At 73.0% G+C, this 16,275-nt stretch carries 14 protein-coding genes; 9 read left to right on the plus strand and 5 right to left on the minus strand.

The window, feature by feature from the left end; all coding sequences use genetic code 11:
• Positions 1 to 21: 21 nt before the first annotated feature.
• A complete protein-coding gene (locus ACIPXM_RS02255) occupies positions 22 to 2,265 on the plus strand; it encodes a bifunctional serine/threonine-protein kinase/ABC transporter substrate-binding protein (protein WP_401650962.1) in 2,244 nt (747 codons plus the stop codon).
• A gap of 38 nt (positions 2,266 to 2,303) precedes the next feature.
• Here the strand turns inward: ACIPXM_RS02255 and ACIPXM_RS02260 are convergent, their stop codons facing one another.
• From ACIPXM_RS02260 to ACIPXM_RS02280, 5 genes are all read right to left on the minus strand, one after another.
• Entirely contained in the window at positions 2,304 to 3,374 is a 1,071-nt protein-coding gene (locus ACIPXM_RS02260) for a 2-oxoacid:ferredoxin oxidoreductase subunit beta (RefSeq protein WP_401650965.1), read from the minus strand.
• The gene (locus ACIPXM_RS02265) at positions 3,367 to 5,304 is read right to left on the minus strand and encodes a 2-oxoacid:acceptor oxidoreductase subunit alpha (protein ID WP_401650968.1); all 1,938 of its coding nucleotides are present in this window, start codon (positions 5,302 to 5,304) and stop codon (positions 3,367 to 3,369) included. The genes ACIPXM_RS02260 and ACIPXM_RS02265 overlap by 8 nt, the downstream gene beginning before the upstream one ends.
• 359 nt (positions 5,305 to 5,663) lie before the next feature.
• On the minus strand, positions 5,664 to 6,323 hold the full coding sequence (locus ACIPXM_RS02270) for a LuxR C-terminal-related transcriptional regulator (RefSeq protein WP_401652458.1): 660 nt from the start codon (positions 6,321 to 6,323) through the stop codon (positions 5,664 to 5,666).
• Between the two features lie 224 nt (positions 6,324 to 6,547).
• Positions 6,548 to 7,837, minus strand: a complete 1,290-nt coding sequence (locus tag ACIPXM_RS02275; protein ID WP_401650971.1) for a sensor histidine kinase — start codon at positions 7,835 to 7,837, stop codon at positions 6,548 to 6,550.
• A gap of 212 nt (positions 7,838 to 8,049) precedes the next feature.
• Positions 8,050 to 9,249, minus strand: coding sequence for a sensor histidine kinase (locus tag ACIPXM_RS02280; protein WP_401650974.1), 1,200 nt, complete (start codon positions 9,247 to 9,249; stop codon positions 8,050 to 8,052).
• 207 nt (positions 9,250 to 9,456) lie between these two features.
• Between ACIPXM_RS02280 and ACIPXM_RS02285 the strand changes: the two genes are divergently transcribed.
• From ACIPXM_RS02285 to ACIPXM_RS02320, 8 genes are read left to right on the plus strand one after another with little or no spacing between them, the layout of a single operon-like run.
• Positions 9,457 to 9,864 (plus strand): NADH-quinone oxidoreductase subunit A, encoded by a 408-nt coding sequence (locus ACIPXM_RS02285; RefSeq protein WP_401650977.1) that lies wholly within the window; start codon positions 9,457 to 9,459, stop codon positions 9,862 to 9,864.
• The gene (locus ACIPXM_RS02290) at positions 9,855 to 10,508 is read left to right on the plus strand and encodes an NADH-quinone oxidoreductase subunit B (RefSeq protein ID WP_401650979.1); all 654 of its coding nucleotides are present in this window, start codon (positions 9,855 to 9,857) and stop codon (positions 10,506 to 10,508) included. The genes ACIPXM_RS02285 and ACIPXM_RS02290 overlap by 10 nt, the downstream gene beginning before the upstream one ends.
• Positions 10,505 to 11,767, plus strand: a complete 1,263-nt coding sequence (locus tag ACIPXM_RS02295) for an NADH-quinone oxidoreductase subunit C (protein ID WP_401650981.1) — start codon at positions 10,505 to 10,507, stop codon at positions 11,765 to 11,767. The genes ACIPXM_RS02290 and ACIPXM_RS02295 overlap by 4 nt, the downstream gene beginning before the upstream one ends.
• The gene (locus tag ACIPXM_RS02300; protein ID WP_401650984.1) at positions 11,764 to 12,732 is read left to right on the plus strand and encodes an NADH-quinone oxidoreductase subunit H; all 969 of its coding nucleotides are present in this window, start codon (positions 11,764 to 11,766) and stop codon (positions 12,730 to 12,732) included. The genes ACIPXM_RS02295 and ACIPXM_RS02300 overlap by 4 nt, the downstream gene beginning before the upstream one ends.
• Positions 12,733 to 12,734: 2 nt before the next feature.
• The gene (locus tag ACIPXM_RS02305; protein WP_401650985.1) at positions 12,735 to 13,304 is read left to right on the plus strand and encodes a NuoI/complex I 23 kDa subunit family protein; all 570 of its coding nucleotides are present in this window, start codon (positions 12,735 to 12,737) and stop codon (positions 13,302 to 13,304) included.
• A complete protein-coding gene (locus ACIPXM_RS02310) occupies positions 13,301 to 13,885 on the plus strand; it encodes an NADH-quinone oxidoreductase subunit J (protein ID WP_401650986.1) in 585 nt (194 codons plus the stop codon). Before ACIPXM_RS02305 ends, ACIPXM_RS02310 begins: the two co-directional genes overlap by 4 nt.
• Entirely contained in the window at positions 13,885 to 14,262 is a 378-nt protein-coding gene (gene nuoK, locus ACIPXM_RS02315; protein WP_401650989.1) for an NADH-quinone oxidoreductase subunit NuoK, read from the plus strand. Before ACIPXM_RS02310 ends, nuoK begins: the two co-directional genes overlap by 1 nt.
• A complete protein-coding gene (locus ACIPXM_RS02320; RefSeq protein ID WP_401650991.1) occupies positions 14,259 to 16,256 on the plus strand; it encodes an NADH-quinone oxidoreductase subunit L in 1,998 nt (665 codons plus the stop codon). Before nuoK ends, ACIPXM_RS02320 begins: the two co-directional genes overlap by 4 nt.
• Positions 16,257 to 16,275 lie beyond the last annotated feature (19 nt).

Consider the following 16,275-nt stretch of genomic DNA (forward strand, 5'->3'; position numbering starts at 1 on the left):
GAGGGGGGGAGGTTCAGGGACATGAGACCGCTGCACCGCGCCGATCCGTCCGGCATCGACGGCTACCGGCTGCTCGGGCGGCTCGGCGCCGGCGGCATGGGCGTGGTCTATCTCGCCCGGTCGGCCGGCGGCGCGCTCGCCGCCGTCAAGCTGATCCGGGCCGAGCACGCCGCCGACCCCGGCTTCCGGGAACGCTTCCGGCGCGAGGCGCGCACCGCCGAGCGGATCACCGGACGCTGGGTGGTGCGCGTGCTCGGCGCCGACCCGGAGGCCCACGAGCCGTGGCTGGCCACCGAGTTCGTGCCGGGGCCGTCCCTCGCCGAGGCCGTGGAGCTGCACGGCGCGCTGCCCGAGCCGACCGTACGGGCGCTCGGCGCGCGGCTCGCCGACGCCCTGCACACCGTGCACGAGGGCGGCCTGGTGCACCGGGACGTGAAGCCGGGCAATGTGCTGCTCGCCCTGGACGGGCCCCGGCTGATCGACTTCGGCATCGCCCGCAGCACCGGGGCGACCGCGCTCACCGCCACCGACGCGATGATCGGCACCCCCGGCTTCCTCGCCCCCGAACAGGCCAGGGTCGCCGGTTCCGGCGAGGTCGGCCCGGCCGCCGACGTGTTCTCGCTGGGCTGCGTCCTCGCGTACGCGCTGACCGGACGCCGCCCGTTCGGTACGGGCGCGGTCGCCGCGGTGGTCTACCGCACGGTCCACCAGGAACCGGACCTCGAAGGACTGCCGGAGCCGCTGCTCCCGCTGGTCACCGCCTGCCTCGCCAAGGACGCCGCCGCCCGGCCCACCGCCGCCGCCGTGCGGGCCGCGCTCGGCGCGTACGAGAGCGGCGCGGGCGACTGGCTACCGCCGGGGCTGCCCGCGCTGATCGCCGAACGCTCCGCGCGGGTGCTCGACCTGCCGGTGGCCGACCCCACCATGGTCGAACCCGAGGCACCGAAGGGGACCTCGCGCCGCCGTCTGCTCGCTCTCGGCTCGGCGGGCGCGGTCGCGGGGGTCGGCGGGGTCACCGCCTGGCTGCTCGGCCGCGGCCCGGGGGGTTCCGGCGGCGCGGGCTCGGGCGGCACCGGGTCCGGCGGTTCCGGCGGTGGTCAGGGCGGCGCCCGCGCCACGTACACCGTCGCCGTGCTCACCGATCTGACCGGTCCCGGCAAGGTCGCCGGGCGCGCCCAGGAGCGGGGCGTGCGGTCGGGTGCGCGGGCCTTCAACGCCCGCCAGGACCGGCCCTTCGACCTGGCCGTCAAGGTCGTCGACGACGGCGGCGACGCCCGGCGGGCGGAGGCGGCGGCCCGCTCCCTCGTCCGGGTGCCGGGGCTGCTCGCCGTGCTCGGCCCGACGAACCCCGCGACGGGAGCCGCCGCGGGCAACGTCCTCAGCCTGGCGCCGGTGCCTTTCCTGAACGTGGTCACCTCGGTCAAGAACGGCGTCATCGGGGCCCAGACCACCCAGCGGAAGACCTACTTCGAGCTGCGCCCCTCGCCCGACGTCATGCTCGTCCCGTTCGGCCGGGTGCTGACCGCGCTCAAGGTCATCCGTACCGCGGCCGTCGAGGACCAGGCGGCCGGGCAGTACAGCTGGCTCGCCGCCAAGACGCTGCGCACCTCGCCGCCCTCGGGCGACGCGGGCGGCCGTACGACGATCCATCAGGTCGCCGCCGACAGCGAGGACTTCGGCCCGGCGGTCCGCGAGGCGCTGGCCACCCGCCCCGGTGGCGTGTACTACCTGGGCGACTCGCCGCGCCGGGCCGCCCTGTTCGCCCGCGCGCTGCACGCGCAGGGCTACCGGGGGCCGCGCGGCACCGTCGAGGCGGTCATGCAGCCGGAGTTCCTCGACGCGGCGGGCCGGGAGGCCGCCGAGGGCTGGTACTTCGGCACCAGCTTCGTCGACGCCGACGCCCTCGGGACGGCGAAGGCGAAGGCGTTCGCCGCCGACTACCGCGCGCAGTGGGGGATCCCGGCCGGGACGCCGGTCGACCGGTACGCGATCGAGGTGTACGACCTGATCGGCTGGACCGCCGAGGCGACCAGGTCGGCCCTCGCCGACCACGCCCAGAACCTGCCCGCCGCCCTCTGCGACTACTTCATGAGCCATCCGTACCAGGGCATCGCCAAGCGCTACCGGACGGACTTCGACACCAGCCAGGACGCGGCCCTCAACGGCCTCTTCCTGTGGCACGTCCAGGACGGCGCGCCCCGCTTCCTCGGGCCCTACGACGAAGCCGCCCGCAAGCTCGCTGAGCAGGCGGACGGCTCGTCGTAGCGCTTCTCGCAAGGGCGCCAGGGCGGCTGACCGGGTGGCTAACCCACCACCGTCCAGGTGTCCTTGCCGGTGAGCAGCCCGCCCAGGTCGCCCTTGCCCTGCTGCTCGACCGCGCGCTCCAGCTGCTCGGCCATCAGGGTGTCGTACACCGGGCGCTCCACGGACCGGAACACCCCGATGGGCGTCTGGTGCAGGGTGTCCGGGTCGGCGAGCCGGGACAGCGCGAAGGCGGTCGTCGGCGAGGCCGTGTGGGCGTCGTGGACGAGGACCTGGGACTCGTTCTCCGGGGTCACCTGGACGACCTTGAGGTCGCCGGTGGCCTGGTCGCGGACCACGCCCTTGCCGAGGTCGGCGCCGAAGCGGATCTGCTCGCCGTGTTCCAGGCGGATGACGGCCTCCTTCGCCTGCTCGTTGTCCTTGAGGACCTCGAAGGCGCCGTCGTTGAAGATGTTGCAGTTCTGGTAGATCTCCACCAGGGCCGTGCCGTTGTGGGCGGCGGCCTGCCGCAGCACCTCGGTGAGGTGCTTGCGGTCGGAGTCGACCGTGCGGGCCACGAAGCTCGCCTCGGCGCCGATGGCCAGGGACACCGGGTTGAAGGGGGCGTCGAGCGAGCCCATCGGGGTCGACTTGGTGATCTTGCCGACCTCGGAGGTGGGGCTGTACTGGCCCTTGGTGAGCCCGTAGATCCGGTTGTTGAACAGCAGGATCTTCAGGTTCACATTGCGCCGCAGCGCGTGGATCAGATGGTTGCCGCCGATCGACAGCGCGTCGCCGTCACCGGTCACCACCCACACCGACAGGTCGCGGCGCGAGGTCGCGAGCCCGGTGGCGATGGCCGGGGCGCGGCCGTGGATGGAGTGCATCCCGTACGTGTTCATGTAGTACGGGAAGCGGGAGGAGCAGCCGATGCCGGAGACGAAGACGATGTTCTCCTTCGCCAGGCCGAGTTCGGGCATGAAGCCCTGCACGGCGGCGAGCACCGCGTAGTCGCCGCAGCCGGGGCACCAGCGCACTTCCTGGTCGGACTTGAAGTCCTTCATGGACTGCTTGGCCTCGGCCTTCGGCACCAGCTGCAGCAGGGACTCGGTCGTGGTGGCCGACTCACTCATCGATGACCTCCTTGAGAGCCGCGGCGAGCTGCTCGGCCTTGAACGGCATTCCGTTGACCTGGGTGTGGCTGCGGGCGTCGACCAGGTACTTCGCCCGGACGAGGGTGGCGAGCTGGCCCAGGTTCATCTCGGGCACGACGACCTTCTCGTACCGGCCGAGGACCTCGCCCAGGTTCTTCGGGAAGGGGTTGAGGTGGCGCAGATGGGCCTGGGCGATGGGGCGGCCCGCGACCCGCAGGCGCCGTACGGCGGCGGTGATCGGGCCGTACGTGGAGCCCCAGCCGAGCACCAGGGTGGTGGCGCCGTCCGGGTCGTCGACCTCGACGTCCGGCACCTCGATGCCGTCGATCTTGGCCTGCCGGGTGCGCACCATGAACTCGTGGTTGGCCGGGTCGTAGCTGATGTTGCCGGTGCCGTCCTGCTTCTCGATGCCGCCGATGCGGTGTTCGAGGCCGGGGGTGCCGGGCAGCGCCCAGGGGCGGGCCAGCGTCTCGGGGTCGCGCTTGTACGGCCAGAAGACCTCGGTGCCGTCGGCCAGTTCGTGGTTCGGGCCGGTGGCGAACCGGGTGCGCAGGTCGGGGAGTTCGTCGACCTCGGGGATCCGCCAGGGTTCGGAGCCGTTGGCGAGGTAGCCGTCGGAGAGCAGCATCACCGGGGTGCGGTAGGTGAGCGCGATCCGGGCCGCGTCGAGGGCGGCGTCGAAGCAGTCGGCGGGGGTGCGCGGGGCCACGACGGGGACCGGGGCCTCGCCGTTGCGCCCGTACATGGCCTGGAGCAGGTCGGCCTGCTCGGTCTTGGTGGGCAGTCCGGTGGACGGGCCGCCGCGCTGGATGTCGACGATGAGCAGCGGCAGTTCGAGCGAGACCGCGAGGCCGATGGTCTCCGACTTCAGGGCGACGCCGGGGCCGCTGGTGGTGGTGACGGCGAGCGAGCCGCCGAAGGCGGCGCCGAGCGCGGCGCCGATGCCCGCGATCTCGTCCTCGGCCTGGAAGGTGCGCACGCCGAAGTTCTTGTGCTTGCTCAGCTCGTGCAGGATGTCGGAGGCCGGGGTGATCGGGTACGAGCCCAGGTAGAGCGGCAGGTCCGCCTGCCGGGAGGCGGCGACGAGCCCGTAGGACAGGGCCAGGTTCCCGGAGATGTTGCGGTACGTGCCGGTCGGGAAGGCCCGGGTGGCGGGCGCCACCTCGTAGGAGACGGCGAAGTCCTCGGTGGTCTCGCCGAAGTTCCAGCCGGCCCGGAACGCGGCCACGTTGGCCTCGGCGATCTCGGGCTTCTTCGCGAACTTCTGGCGCAGGAAGCTCTCGGTGCCCTCGGTGGGCCGGTGGTACATCCAGGAGAGCAGCCCGAGCGCGAACATGTTCTTGCTGCGCTCGGCCTCCTTCCGGGAGAGCCCGAAGTCCTTGAGGGCCTCGACGGTGAGTGTGGTCAACGGCACCGGGTGGACCCGGTAGCCGTCCAGCGAGCCGTCCTCCAGGGGCGAGGTGTCGTACCCCACCTTGGCCATGGCGCGCTTGGCGAACTCGTCGGTGTTGACGATGATCTCGCCACCGCTCGGCACGTCCCCGATGTTCGCCTTCAGGGCGGCCGGATTCATCGCGACCAGCACGTTCGGGGCGTCGCCCGGGGTCAGGATGTCGTGGTCGGCGAAATGCAGCTGGAACGAGGACACGCCCGGCAGCGTGCCGGCGGGCGCCCGGATCTCCGCCGGGAAGTTCGGCAGCGTGGAGAGGTCGTTCCCGAAGGACGCCGTCTCCGAGGTGAACCGGTCACCCGTGAGCTGCATGCCGTCACCGGAGTCACCCGCGAAACGGATGATCACGCGGTCGAGCCGGCGGACTTCCTTCGCGGTGCCGTGCTCGCCCGTGGCCGGAGCGCTGCGCTGCTCCCCGACCAGGGCCTCACCGGCCTCGCTGCTGACCTGGCTGGTCACTGAACTGGACCTCCCTCGCGGCAAGGGGCTCTCTCCGACGAGATCGTCACCCGCGGAGAAGGCTCGGGAGACGACCGGTGGCGACCGGTCGTCCCGTGGCCCACCCTACGTCCGGAGGGGAGGGCTCCCCGGGACTTCTCGCATCATGGACCTCGTTTTGAGACGCCCAATCACGCCCTTATACGGTCAATTGTCGCTCTCCGTGAGCCATCGGGTCCACCGATGGCTCACGCTCCGCACATTGTCGGTCACGGGGCGGGGCCCCGGTGTCCGTTTCCGGACCTCGGTGATCACCCCTAAGGGTCTTCCGCGGATCCCCGGTCGGGTCTTCCGGCCTTATCTGACAGAGTGTCAGTTCGTCAGGAGTTGAGATAGGTCAGAACGGCCAGAACCCGGCGGTGATCCCCGTCACTCGGGGACAGGCCCAGCTTCAGGAAGATGTTGCTGATGTGCTTCTCGACCGCTCCGTCGCTGACCACGAGCTGCCGCGCGATGGCCGAATTGGTACGCCCCTCGGCCATCAGTCCGAGGACCTCACGCTCGCGCGGGGTCAGCGCCGCCAGCACGTCCTGCTTACGGCTCCGGCCGAGCAGCTGCGCCACCACCTCCGGGTCCAGGGCCGTACCGCCCCTGGCCACCCGCACCACCGCGTCCACGAACTCGCGGACCTCGGCGACCCGGTCCTTCAGGAGATAGCCGACGCCCGTGGAGGACCCGGCGAGCAGCTCGGTGGCGTACTGCTCCTCCACGTACTGCGAAAGGACCAGCACCCCGAGCCCGGGGTGCTCCTTGCGCAGCCGTACGGCGGCCCGTACGCCCTCGTCGGTGTGGGTCGGCGGCATCCGCACGTCGGCCACCACCACGTCCGGCAGCGCGCCCTCGCCCGCGAGGTCGGACACGGTCTTCACCAGCGCCTCGCCGTCCCCGACCCCGGCGACCACGTCGTGCCCCAGATCGGTGAGCAGCCGGGTCAGCCCCTCGCGCAGCAGCACCGAATCCTCGGCGATCACCACGCGCACCCGCCCCGCGCCGTCCCTGTCCGGCCCCGTCTCCGTCACTGCCCTGCCCCTGCCTTCCGCTGGTCGAGCTGAGCGTTCCCCAGCCTCGCAAGCATCGCAGCAGGAAGGACGCGGTGGGGGCGGGAGGGGTTCAACTCGGCCAGGGACGGGGAAGGAAGGAAGCGGTGGGCCCGGGTGCGTGCCAGGGCCCACCACCTTGCTGTCAGGCTTCGCGCACCTGGATGTCAGGCTTCGCGCCAGGGGAGTTCGACGGTGACGGTGGTGGGGCCGCCCGCCGGGGAGTCGACGGCGAGGACGCCGTCCACCGCGTCGATCCGCTCGGCGAGACCGGCGAGCCCGCTGCCCGCCGCCGGGTCGGCGCCGCCGACGCCGTCGTCCCGCACCTGGAGCATCAGCCGGCCGTCGGTGCGCCACACGTCCACCTGGGCACGGCGGGCCCGGGCGTGCTTGGAGACGTTCTGGAGGAGCTCGGAGACGGTGAAGTAGGCGATGCCCTCGATCGCGGCGGCCGGGCGGCCCGGCAGGTCGACGTCCACGGTCACCGGGACGGTCGACCGGGCGGCCACCGCCGACAGGGCGGCGTCCAGACCGCGGTCGGTGAGGATCGCCGGATGGATCCCGCGCGCGAGGTCGCGCAGCTCCTGAAGGGCCAGCTTCACCTCGCCGTGCGCCTCGTCGACCATCACGGCGGCGGCCTTCGGGTCGTGCGCCAGCTTCTCCTTCGCCAGACCCAGGTCCATCGCGAGGGCGACGAGCCGGGCCTGCGCGCCGTCGTGCAGATCGCGCTCGATGCGGCGCAGGTCGGCGGCGGCGGTGTCGACGACGACGCCCCGGTCCGACTCCAGCTCCGTCACCCGGTTCGCCAGCCGCGAAGGACCGAGCAGACCGGAGACCATCGCCTTGTCGACGGCGACCAGACCGCGCAGCAGCCAGGGGGCGATCAGCACGAAGACCAGGCCGACCAGGCAGGTCACGGTGATCTCGAACGGCGAGTCCAGGTAGATGTCGTGGGTCTCGTCGCCGTAGATCTGCAGCCCGTCCTGACCCGCGTACATCGGGAACACCCAGCGCCACAGCGGGTACGTGAACAGGCCCCAGCCGTAGGCGAAGAACGTGAGCGAGAGGGAGAAGGACAGCACGGCCCACGGGAAGTGCAGCAGCGCGTACAGCAGGTGCCGCCAGGACGCCCCGCTCTTCAGGGACGCGCCCATCCACGACAGCGCCCCGCCGGTCTTCCCGCGCACCGGCTCCGGCGCGGCCACGTCGAGCCCGAGCATCCCGCGCGCCCGGGTCCGCTCCGTCGCGCCGAAACCGCGGCACACGGCGAGCGCGGCTGCCAGCACCGGGACGCCGAGGAAGGTGACGAGCAGCCCGGCGCCGGCCGACACCATCGTGATGGCGACGCAGAAGTACCCGACGCTCAGCGGGAACCCGGTCAGGACATAACCCAGCTCACGCCAGGTGCGCCCTTCGAACGGCGCGCGCACGGCGGCGGGGAGGCGGTGGGAGGCCATCGGGAGATCCGTTTCTGGTGGTCGGCGGCTGATGATGTCCAGCCTCGCGGAGCGGAGGGGGTCCGGACCATGAGGCAGGTGGGCGTCTGTGACCGGGGGTTTTCCCTACCCGGGGCTTTCGGTACGGGGGTGGGCTCCGGCACGGGGGTGGGCTCGGTCACGGGGGTACGGGGCGGGCCCGGCCCCGGTCAGGGACCGGGTCAGGGACCGGGTCAGGCGGAGCCGGGGCGGGAGCGCCACGGCAGCTCGGCGGTGACGACCGTCGGGCCGCCCTCGGGGGAGTCGACGACGAACACCCCGTCGACCGCGCCGAGCCGGTCGGCCAGCCCGGCCATGCCCGTACCGCCGCCGTCGAGCCGGGCGCCGCCGACCCCGTTGTCCCGCACCTGGAGCATCAGCCGGTCACCGGCCCGCCACACGTCCACGGCGGCGGACGTGGCGCGGGCGTGCTTGGAGACGTTCTGGAGGAGTTCGGAGACGGTGAAGTAGGCGATGCCCTCGATCGCTTCGGCGGGCCGCTCGGCCAGGTCGACGGAGACCTGCACGGGCGCGGTGCAGCGGGCGGCGACCGCCGAGAGGGCGGCGTCCAGACCCCGGTCGGTGAGGACCGCCGGGTGGATCCCGCGCGCCAGGTCGCGCAGCTCCTGGAGGGCCAGCTTCACCTCGCCGTGCGCCTCGTCGACCATGGCCGCCGCGGCCTCCGGGTCGTCGAGCAGCTTCTCCTTCGCGAGCCCGAGGCCCATGGCGAGGGCGACGAGCCGGGCCTGGGCGCCGTCGTGCAGATCGCGCTCGATGCGGCGCAGGTCGGCGGCGGCGGTGTCGACGACGACACCCCGGTCCGACTCCAGCTCGGCGATCCGCCGCTCCAGCTCGTCCGAGGGCGAGAGCAGCCCGCGGACCATGGCCCGGTCGGCGTTGGCGAGCCCGCGCGCCACGAACGGCAGCAGCGGCCACAGCACGACCAGCGAGATCAGGGTCAACGCGAAGGTCAGGACGCCCCAGGGCAGCCGGATGAAGCCGTAGAGCTGGCTGCGCCAGGCCACCGGGTCCTTCAGCTGCGCCCACAGCCAGGGGAAGAAGCCGTCGGCCTTGGGCAGCGGGCTCGGCCGGTCCACGTGCAGCCCGAGCAGCGCGCGGGCCCTGGCCCGCTCCGTCCCGGCGATCCCGCGGGCCCCGGCGAGGCCGAGCGCGAGCAGCGGGAGACCGATGACGGTGACGGCGAGCCCGACGCCGACGCAGACGGTGACGACCGCGTACCCGAAACCGAGCACCGCGCAGGGGAGGTTCGCGAGGAGGTGCCCGATCTCCTTCCAGGTGTGCCGGCCGTAGGCGAAACGGGCGGGCGGCGGGGGCCCGGGCCGGGTGTCGGTGTCGGTGGAACCGGTGTCGGTGGGACCGGTGAGGCTGCTCATGAGGACAAGGCTGCCGGTCGGGGGGTGCGACGCGCCATGGGGGAGGTCGCCGATGCGGAAGGGGGGATAACCCCCCTCACCCCGTGCGGGGGTCTCGACCCGGCCTCGGCCGGGGCTCGGCCTGGCCCGCTTACCGTCCCTTTAGCAGGGCCTAGACTCGCGTCCGTAAAAAACTAGGGAACGAGACACCGAGACCGAGGGGCGGACGTGCGGGAACCGACCGTTGTCGTCGCGGCTGACCAAGCGGCGGACTACTTCCAGACGTACTCCGTCGTCGGACTGCTCGCCGTCGTCGGCGTGCTCTTCGTCGCGGTGGCGTTCGGCGCCGGGCGGCTGCTGCGCCCGGTGGTGCCGACCCCGGAGAAACTCCTCACCTACGAGTGCGGTGTCGACCCCGTGGGGGAGGGGTGGGCGCACACCCAAGTGCGCTACTACGTGTACGCCTTCCTCTATGTGATCTTCGCCGTCGACTCGATCTTCCTGTTCCCGTGGGCGACGGTGTTCGCCGCGCCCGGGTACGGGGCCACGACGCTGGTCGAGATGTTCGTCTTCCTCGGCTTCCTGGCCGTGGGACTGCTCTACGCGTACAAGAAGGGCGTCCTGGCATGGCTGTGACCCCCCTGCCGGACCCGGCCCTGCCGGATCAGGCACCGCTGCCGGACCAGGCACCCGCCCGGCTCGGCGTCCTGTCGCGCCTCGCGCCCGAGCCGATGAAGGTGGTCCTCAACTGGGGCCGCCGGTACAGCCTGTGGGTCTTCAACTTCGGCCTCGCCTGCTGCGCGATCGAGTTCATCGCCGCGTCGATGGCCCGTCACGACTTCATCCGGCTCGGCGTGATCCCCTTCGCGCCGGGCCCGCGCCAGGCCGACCTGATGATCGTCTCCGGCACGGTGACGGACAAGATGGCGCCCGCGGTGAAGCGCCTGTACGAGCAGATGCCCGAGCCGAAGTACGTCATCTCCTTCGGCGCCTGCTCGAACTGCGGCGGCCCGTACTGGGACTCGTACTCGGTCACCAAGGGCGTCGACCAGATCATCCCGGTCGACGTGTACGTGCCGGGCTGCCCGCCACGGCCCGAGGCGCTGCTCCAGGGCATCCTCAAGCTCCAGGAGAAGATCGCGCGGGAGAGCCTGGCGGAGCGGTACGGGGCGGCGGGGACGCCGTCGGTCGGCCAGCTGACCAGCGGCCTGGTGCGACCGCCGCAGGCCGGGTCCGGGACCGGGGCTGGGGCCGGGGCCGGGGCGGAGGGCTCGGCGTGAGCGACTACTACGGCGACGCGTTCGCCGCCCTGCCGGACGGCGTCACGGAGATCTTCGGCGAGGAGGCGACCGCCGAGAAGGCGTACGAACTCCTCACCGTCGACGTGCCGGTCGGCTCCTGGATCGCCGCCCTGGAGATCGCCCGCGACAAGCTGGGCTGCACCTTCTTCGACTGGCTGAGCGCGGTCGACGAGGCGGGCACCGGCTTCCGCGTCTGCGCGCACGTCGCCTCGGTCGCCCAGGGCGGGGTGCGGCGGCTGCTGCTCCGTACGACGGTGCCGCACGCGGCGGCGTCGCTGCCGTCGGCGGTCGCGGTGTACGCGGGCGCGGAGTGGCACGAGCGCGAGACCTACGAGATGTTCGGCATCACCTTCACGGACCACCCGCACCTGGTCCACCTGCTCCTCCCGGAGAACTTCGAGGGCCACCCGCTGCGCAAGGACTTCGTCCTGGCGGCGCGCGTCGCGAAGGCGTGGCCGGGCGCGAAGGAACCGGGCGAGTCCCACGACCCGAACGCCCCGAAGCGCCGCCAGATGCTCCCCCCGGGCGTCCCGGACCCCAACGAATGGGGCCCCCTCAAGGGCCAACTCCCCCCGGCCCCGGCCCGCCCGGCCCGCGCGGCGGCGGGCGACCGCCCGGTGCGGCGGACGAGGACGGCGACCGCGGGCTCGACGAGCCAGGCGCCGGAGGCGCCCGCGGCTGCGCCTGCGGCGGGCGAGGGCGTGGGCCCGCGCCGCGCGCGTACGGCGGCGGAGGGCTCCGCGAGCCAGGGCCCGGAGGCCCCGGGCGGTGCTTCGGCTGCGGGTCCGCGCCGGGCGCGTACGGCGGCCGAGGGTTCGGCGAGCCAGACCCCGCAGGCACCTGCGGCGGCCGAGCCGCCCCCGGCGGGTCCGCGCCGCAACCGCACCGCGAGCGCGGGTTCGGCGAGCCAGCGCGAGGAGCCGCAACCCCCCACCGACACCCCCCGCGCCGCCCCGCGCACCCGCAGCGCGGACGCCCCGTGGCACCACGCCCGCCCGGCCTTCACGGAGGACGCCGCCACCGGCGACACCCCGAAGCCCGCCGAGTCGGCGCCCGGCACCACGGACCCGGCTTCGGCGGCGCAGCCCGCCGCGCCCGAGTCCGAGCCGGGCTCGGGCGACAGCCCGGCGCCCCCGCGACCGCCCGCCGCAGGCGAAGGCCCGGCCCCCGCCGACCCCGCCGCAGGCGAAGGCTCCGACCCCACCCCCACCGACCCCGCCGGAGGCGACCCCGCGTGAACGACGTACTCGACGTCGCCCTCCGGCTGATCATCGTCTTCGCCGTCTTCCTCGTCCTTCCCCTCGTCGTCGGGCAGACCGAGCACAAGGTCATGGCCCACATGCAGGGCCGCCTCGGCCCCATGTACGCCGGTGGCTTCCACGGCTGGGCCCAGCTCGTCGCCGACGGCGTGAAGTTCGCGCAGAAGGAGGACGTCGTACCGAAGGACGCCGACCGGCGGGTGTTCCAGCTCGCGCCGGCCGTCGCGCTCCTCCCGTACCTCCTCGTGCTCGTCGCCGTCCCCGTCGGCCCCGGCGACGGCGCCGTCGGGCAGGTGGTCGACGCCGGGATCTTCTTCGTGCTCGCCGTGATGGGCGTCGGCGTGCTCGGCAGTCTGATGGCCGGGTGGGCGTCCGCCAACAAGTTCTCGCTGCTCGGGGCGCTCCGCAGTGCCGCCCAGCTGCTCGCGTACGAGCTGCCGATGCTGCTGGCCGCCGCTTCCGTCGCGATGGCCGCCGGGACCGTGTCCCTGACCGGGATCCTGGACGCCTTCGAGTGGTGGTGGGTGCCCTGGCAGATCGTCGGCGCGCTCGTGTTCTTCGTCGCCGGGCTCGCGGAGCTGCAGCGTCCGCCGTTCGACATGCCCGTCGCCGACTCGGAGATCATCTTCGGCGCGTACACCGAGTACACCGGTCTCCGCTTCGCCCTCTTCCTGCTCGCCGAGTACGCGGGCATCGTCGTCCTGTGCGGCCTCACCACCGTCCTCTTCCTCGGCGGCTGGCACGGCCCCGGCGGCGCCGACGGTCTCGGCTGGGTGTGGACCCTGCTCAAGACCGCCGTCCTCGCCTTCGTCGTCATCTGGCTGCGGGTCTCGTACCCCCGGCTCCGTGAGGACCAGTTGCAGAAGCTCGCCTGGACGACCCTCGTACCCCTCGCCCTCGCGCAGATCGCGCTGACCGGCATCGTGAAGGTGGCGATCCAGTAACCATGCCCCCGATCCCCGGATCCGGCCTCGCCAAGGGCCTGGCCGTCACCCTCCGCACGATGACGCGCAAGTCGGTCACCGCGCAGTACCCCGAGACGCAGCCCGAACTCCCGCCCCGCACCCGCGGTGTGATCGGGCTGTTCGAGGAGAACTGCACGGTGTGCATGCTGTGCGCCCGCGAGTGCCCCGACTGGTGCATCTACATCGACTCCCACAAGGAGACGGTGCCGGCCGCCGCCCCCGGCGGGCGCGAGCGCAGCCGGAACGTCCTCGACCGCTTCGCCATCGACTTCTCGCTCTGCATGTACTGCGGGATCTGCATCGAGGTGTGCCCGTTCGACGCGCTCTTCTGGTCGCCGGAGTTCGAGTACGCCGAGACCGACATCCACGAGCTGACGCACGAGCGCGACAAGCTCCGCGAGTGGATGTGGACGGTGCCCGAGCCGCCCGCGCTCGACCCGCGCGCGGAGGAGCCGAAGGAACTGGCCGCCGCCCGCAAGGCCGCCGACAAGGCCGCCGCCCAGCAGGCCCAGGAGCAGGCCGCGTCCGAGGCCCCGGAGGACACCCCGTGATCCTCGCCGCCCAGACCGCCGCCCAGAGCGCCGTGCAGACCACGGGGCCCGGTTTCCTCTCGCCCACCGGCGTCGAGATCGCCTTCCTCCTCGTCGGCCTCGTCACCCTCGGCGCCGCCCTCGTCACCGTCACCACCAAGCAGCTCGTGCACGCCGCCCTCTGGCTGGTCGTCACCCTCGGCGGGCTCGCCGTCGAGTACCTGCTGCTCACCGCCGAGTTCATCGCCTGGGTCCAGGTGCTGATCTACGTCGGCTCGGTCGTCGTCCTGCTCCTCTTCGGGCTGATGCTCACCCGGGCCCCGATCGGCCGCTCCCCGGACGCCGACTCCGGCAACCGGCCGGTCGCCGTCGCCGTGGCGGTCGCCGCCGCGGCGGCCCTCGTCTGGGTGGTCGTGGACGCCTTCCGGACCACCTGGATCGCGCTCGACGGGCCCGCCCAGGGCTCCACCGAGGTCACCGGCCAGATCCTGTTCCGGCACTGGGTGCTGCCCTTCGAGGCGCTGTCGGTGCTGCTGCTCGCCGCCCTCGTCGGCGCGATCGTCCTGTCCCGCAAGAAGCAGAGCCCGGAGGACGAACGCTGATGCACCTCGTCTACCCGGCCGTCCTCGCCGCCCTCCTCTTCTCCATCGGCGTGTACGGCGTCCTCGCCCGCCGCAACGCGATCCTGGTCCTGATGTCCGTCGAGCTGATGCTCAACGCCGTCAACCTCAACCTGGTCGCCTTCGACGTCTGGCTCCGCGACACCCTGCACGCGGGCCAGGCGCTCACCCTCTTCACCATCGCCATCGCCGCCGCCGAGATCGGCATCGGCCTCGCGATCGTCCTGATGGTCCACCGCAACCGCGGCACCGCGGACGTCGACCGGCTGCGGGACACCAAGGAACCGCCGGACGGCGCACCGGACCCGCTCCACGACACAGGCGCCGCCGCCGACGAGAAGGCCGAGGCCACCGCGTGACCACCACGACCCTCGCCGTCCTCGTCCCCGTCCTCCCCTTCCTCGGCGCCGTCGCCGGTCTGCTGCTCGGCCGCACCGCGCCCGGCTTCGTCCGCCCGCTCGCCGTGCTGCCCACCGTCGCCGCCGCCGCGCTCGCCGCCGTCGTCGCGATCCGGCAGGGCGGCGACGCGCCCCTCGACGCGGCCACCCGGCTCACCCCCACCGGCTCGGTCCCGATCGACCTCGCCCTGCACATCGACGGCTTCGCCGCGCTCGTCGCCGTCCTCGTCGGCGTCGTCGCGAGCTGCGTGCAGATCTACTCGACCGGCTACCTCCGCGACGACCCGCGCTACCCCTCGTACACGGCCCTCGTCTCCCTCTTCACCGCCGCGATGCTGCTCGTCGTCTACTCAGGCGACCTGATGGTGCTCCTGGTCGGCTGGGAGATCATGGGCATCTGCTCGTACTTCCTCGTCGGGCACTACTGGGAGACCCCCGAGGCCCGCTCCGCCTCCCTCAAGGCGTTCCTGGTCACCAAGCTCGGCGACGTCCCCTTCCTCTTCGGTCTGTTCGCGCTCGCCGCCGACGCGGGCACCTTCCGGATCACCGGGATCCTCGGCACCGTCGCCTCCGGCGGGCTCGACCACCCCACCCTGATCGCGCTGCTGCTGCTCGCGGGCGTCGCGGGCAAGTCGGCGCAGTTCCCGCTGCACACCTGGCTCCCCGACGCGATGGCCGGCCCCACGCCGGTCTCCGCGCTGATCCACGCGGCGACCATGGTCGCCGCCGGCATCTACTTCGTGGCCCGGCTGCTGCCCGTCTTCGCCGCCTCCGCCGCCGCGCTGACCGTGCTCGCCGTCATGGCCGCGGTCACCATGGTCGGCTCGGCGCTCGCCGCGCTCGCCCAGGACGACATCAAGCGGGTCCTCGCCTATTCGACGATCGGCCAGCTCGGCTACATGTCGGGCGCGCTCGCCGTCGGCGACCGGGGCGCCGCCGTCTTCCACCTCCTCTCGCACGGCGCCTTCAAGGCCCTGCTGTTCCTGGCCGCCGGGGCGGTCATCCACGCCGCCGGGACCAACTCGCTCACCGCGATGTCCCGGATGAGCGGACTGACCAGGCGGATCCCGGACGCCTACTGGACGATGACGATCGGTCTGCTCGCGCTCGCCGCGATCCCGCCCTTCGCCGGGTTCTTCTCCAAGGAGGCCGTCCTGGTCGCGGCCGAGCACACCGCCACCGGCGAGCGGACCGTCGCCCCCGCCGGAGCGGGCTGGATCGTGCTCGTCGCCGCGCTGCTCACGGCCCTGCTGACCGCCGCGTACGCGACCCGGCTGTGGCTGCTCGCCTTCCGCGGCCGGGGCGCCGAGGTCCCCGACCACGGCCGCCAGCCGATCGCCATGACCACCGTCCTGTGGGTGCTCGCGGTGCCCTCGCTCGGCTTCGGGCTCACCGCCTTCTCCCTGGACGACTGGTTCGACGGGCACCCGCTGACCCCGACGCTCACCACCGTCGTGCTCGGCACCGGACTCGCGGTGGTCGGCGCGGCCGTCACCTACGCCGTCCGCAGCTCGCTCACCGCCCGAGCCGCGACAACGGCCGCGACAACGGCCGGGGCGACGGCCCCCCGGGTCGCCCACCCCGACGCCGACGCCGGAGAGGTCGAGGCCGAAGCCCTGGACCTGCCCCGCCCCGCCGCCGACCCGGCCGACCCCGGGCGCGCGCTGCTCGGCCCGCTCCACCCGTACGCCGCCGACGGCTTCCGCCTCGACGCCGTCTACCGGACCCTGTTCGTCCGCCCCGTGCTCGGCGCCGCCACCCTGGTCCGCTTCCTGGACCGCGAGGTCGTCGACACCTATGTGCGCGGCGCGGGCGCCACCGCCAAGGGGCTCGGCGGGCTCGTCCGCCGCGCCCAGACCGGCAATGTGCAGACCTATCTGAGCGCCCTGCTCGCCGGCTCCGTCGTCCTGGCGATCGTCGCCGTCGTCCTCGCCAACGCCGCCGCCGGAGCGTGAGCCGTGATCGATATCAGCC

This window comes from Streptomyces sp. NPDC090025 (genome assembly GCF_044748125.1).
GTDB lineage: Bacteria > Actinomycetota > Actinomycetes > Streptomycetales > Streptomycetaceae > Streptomyces.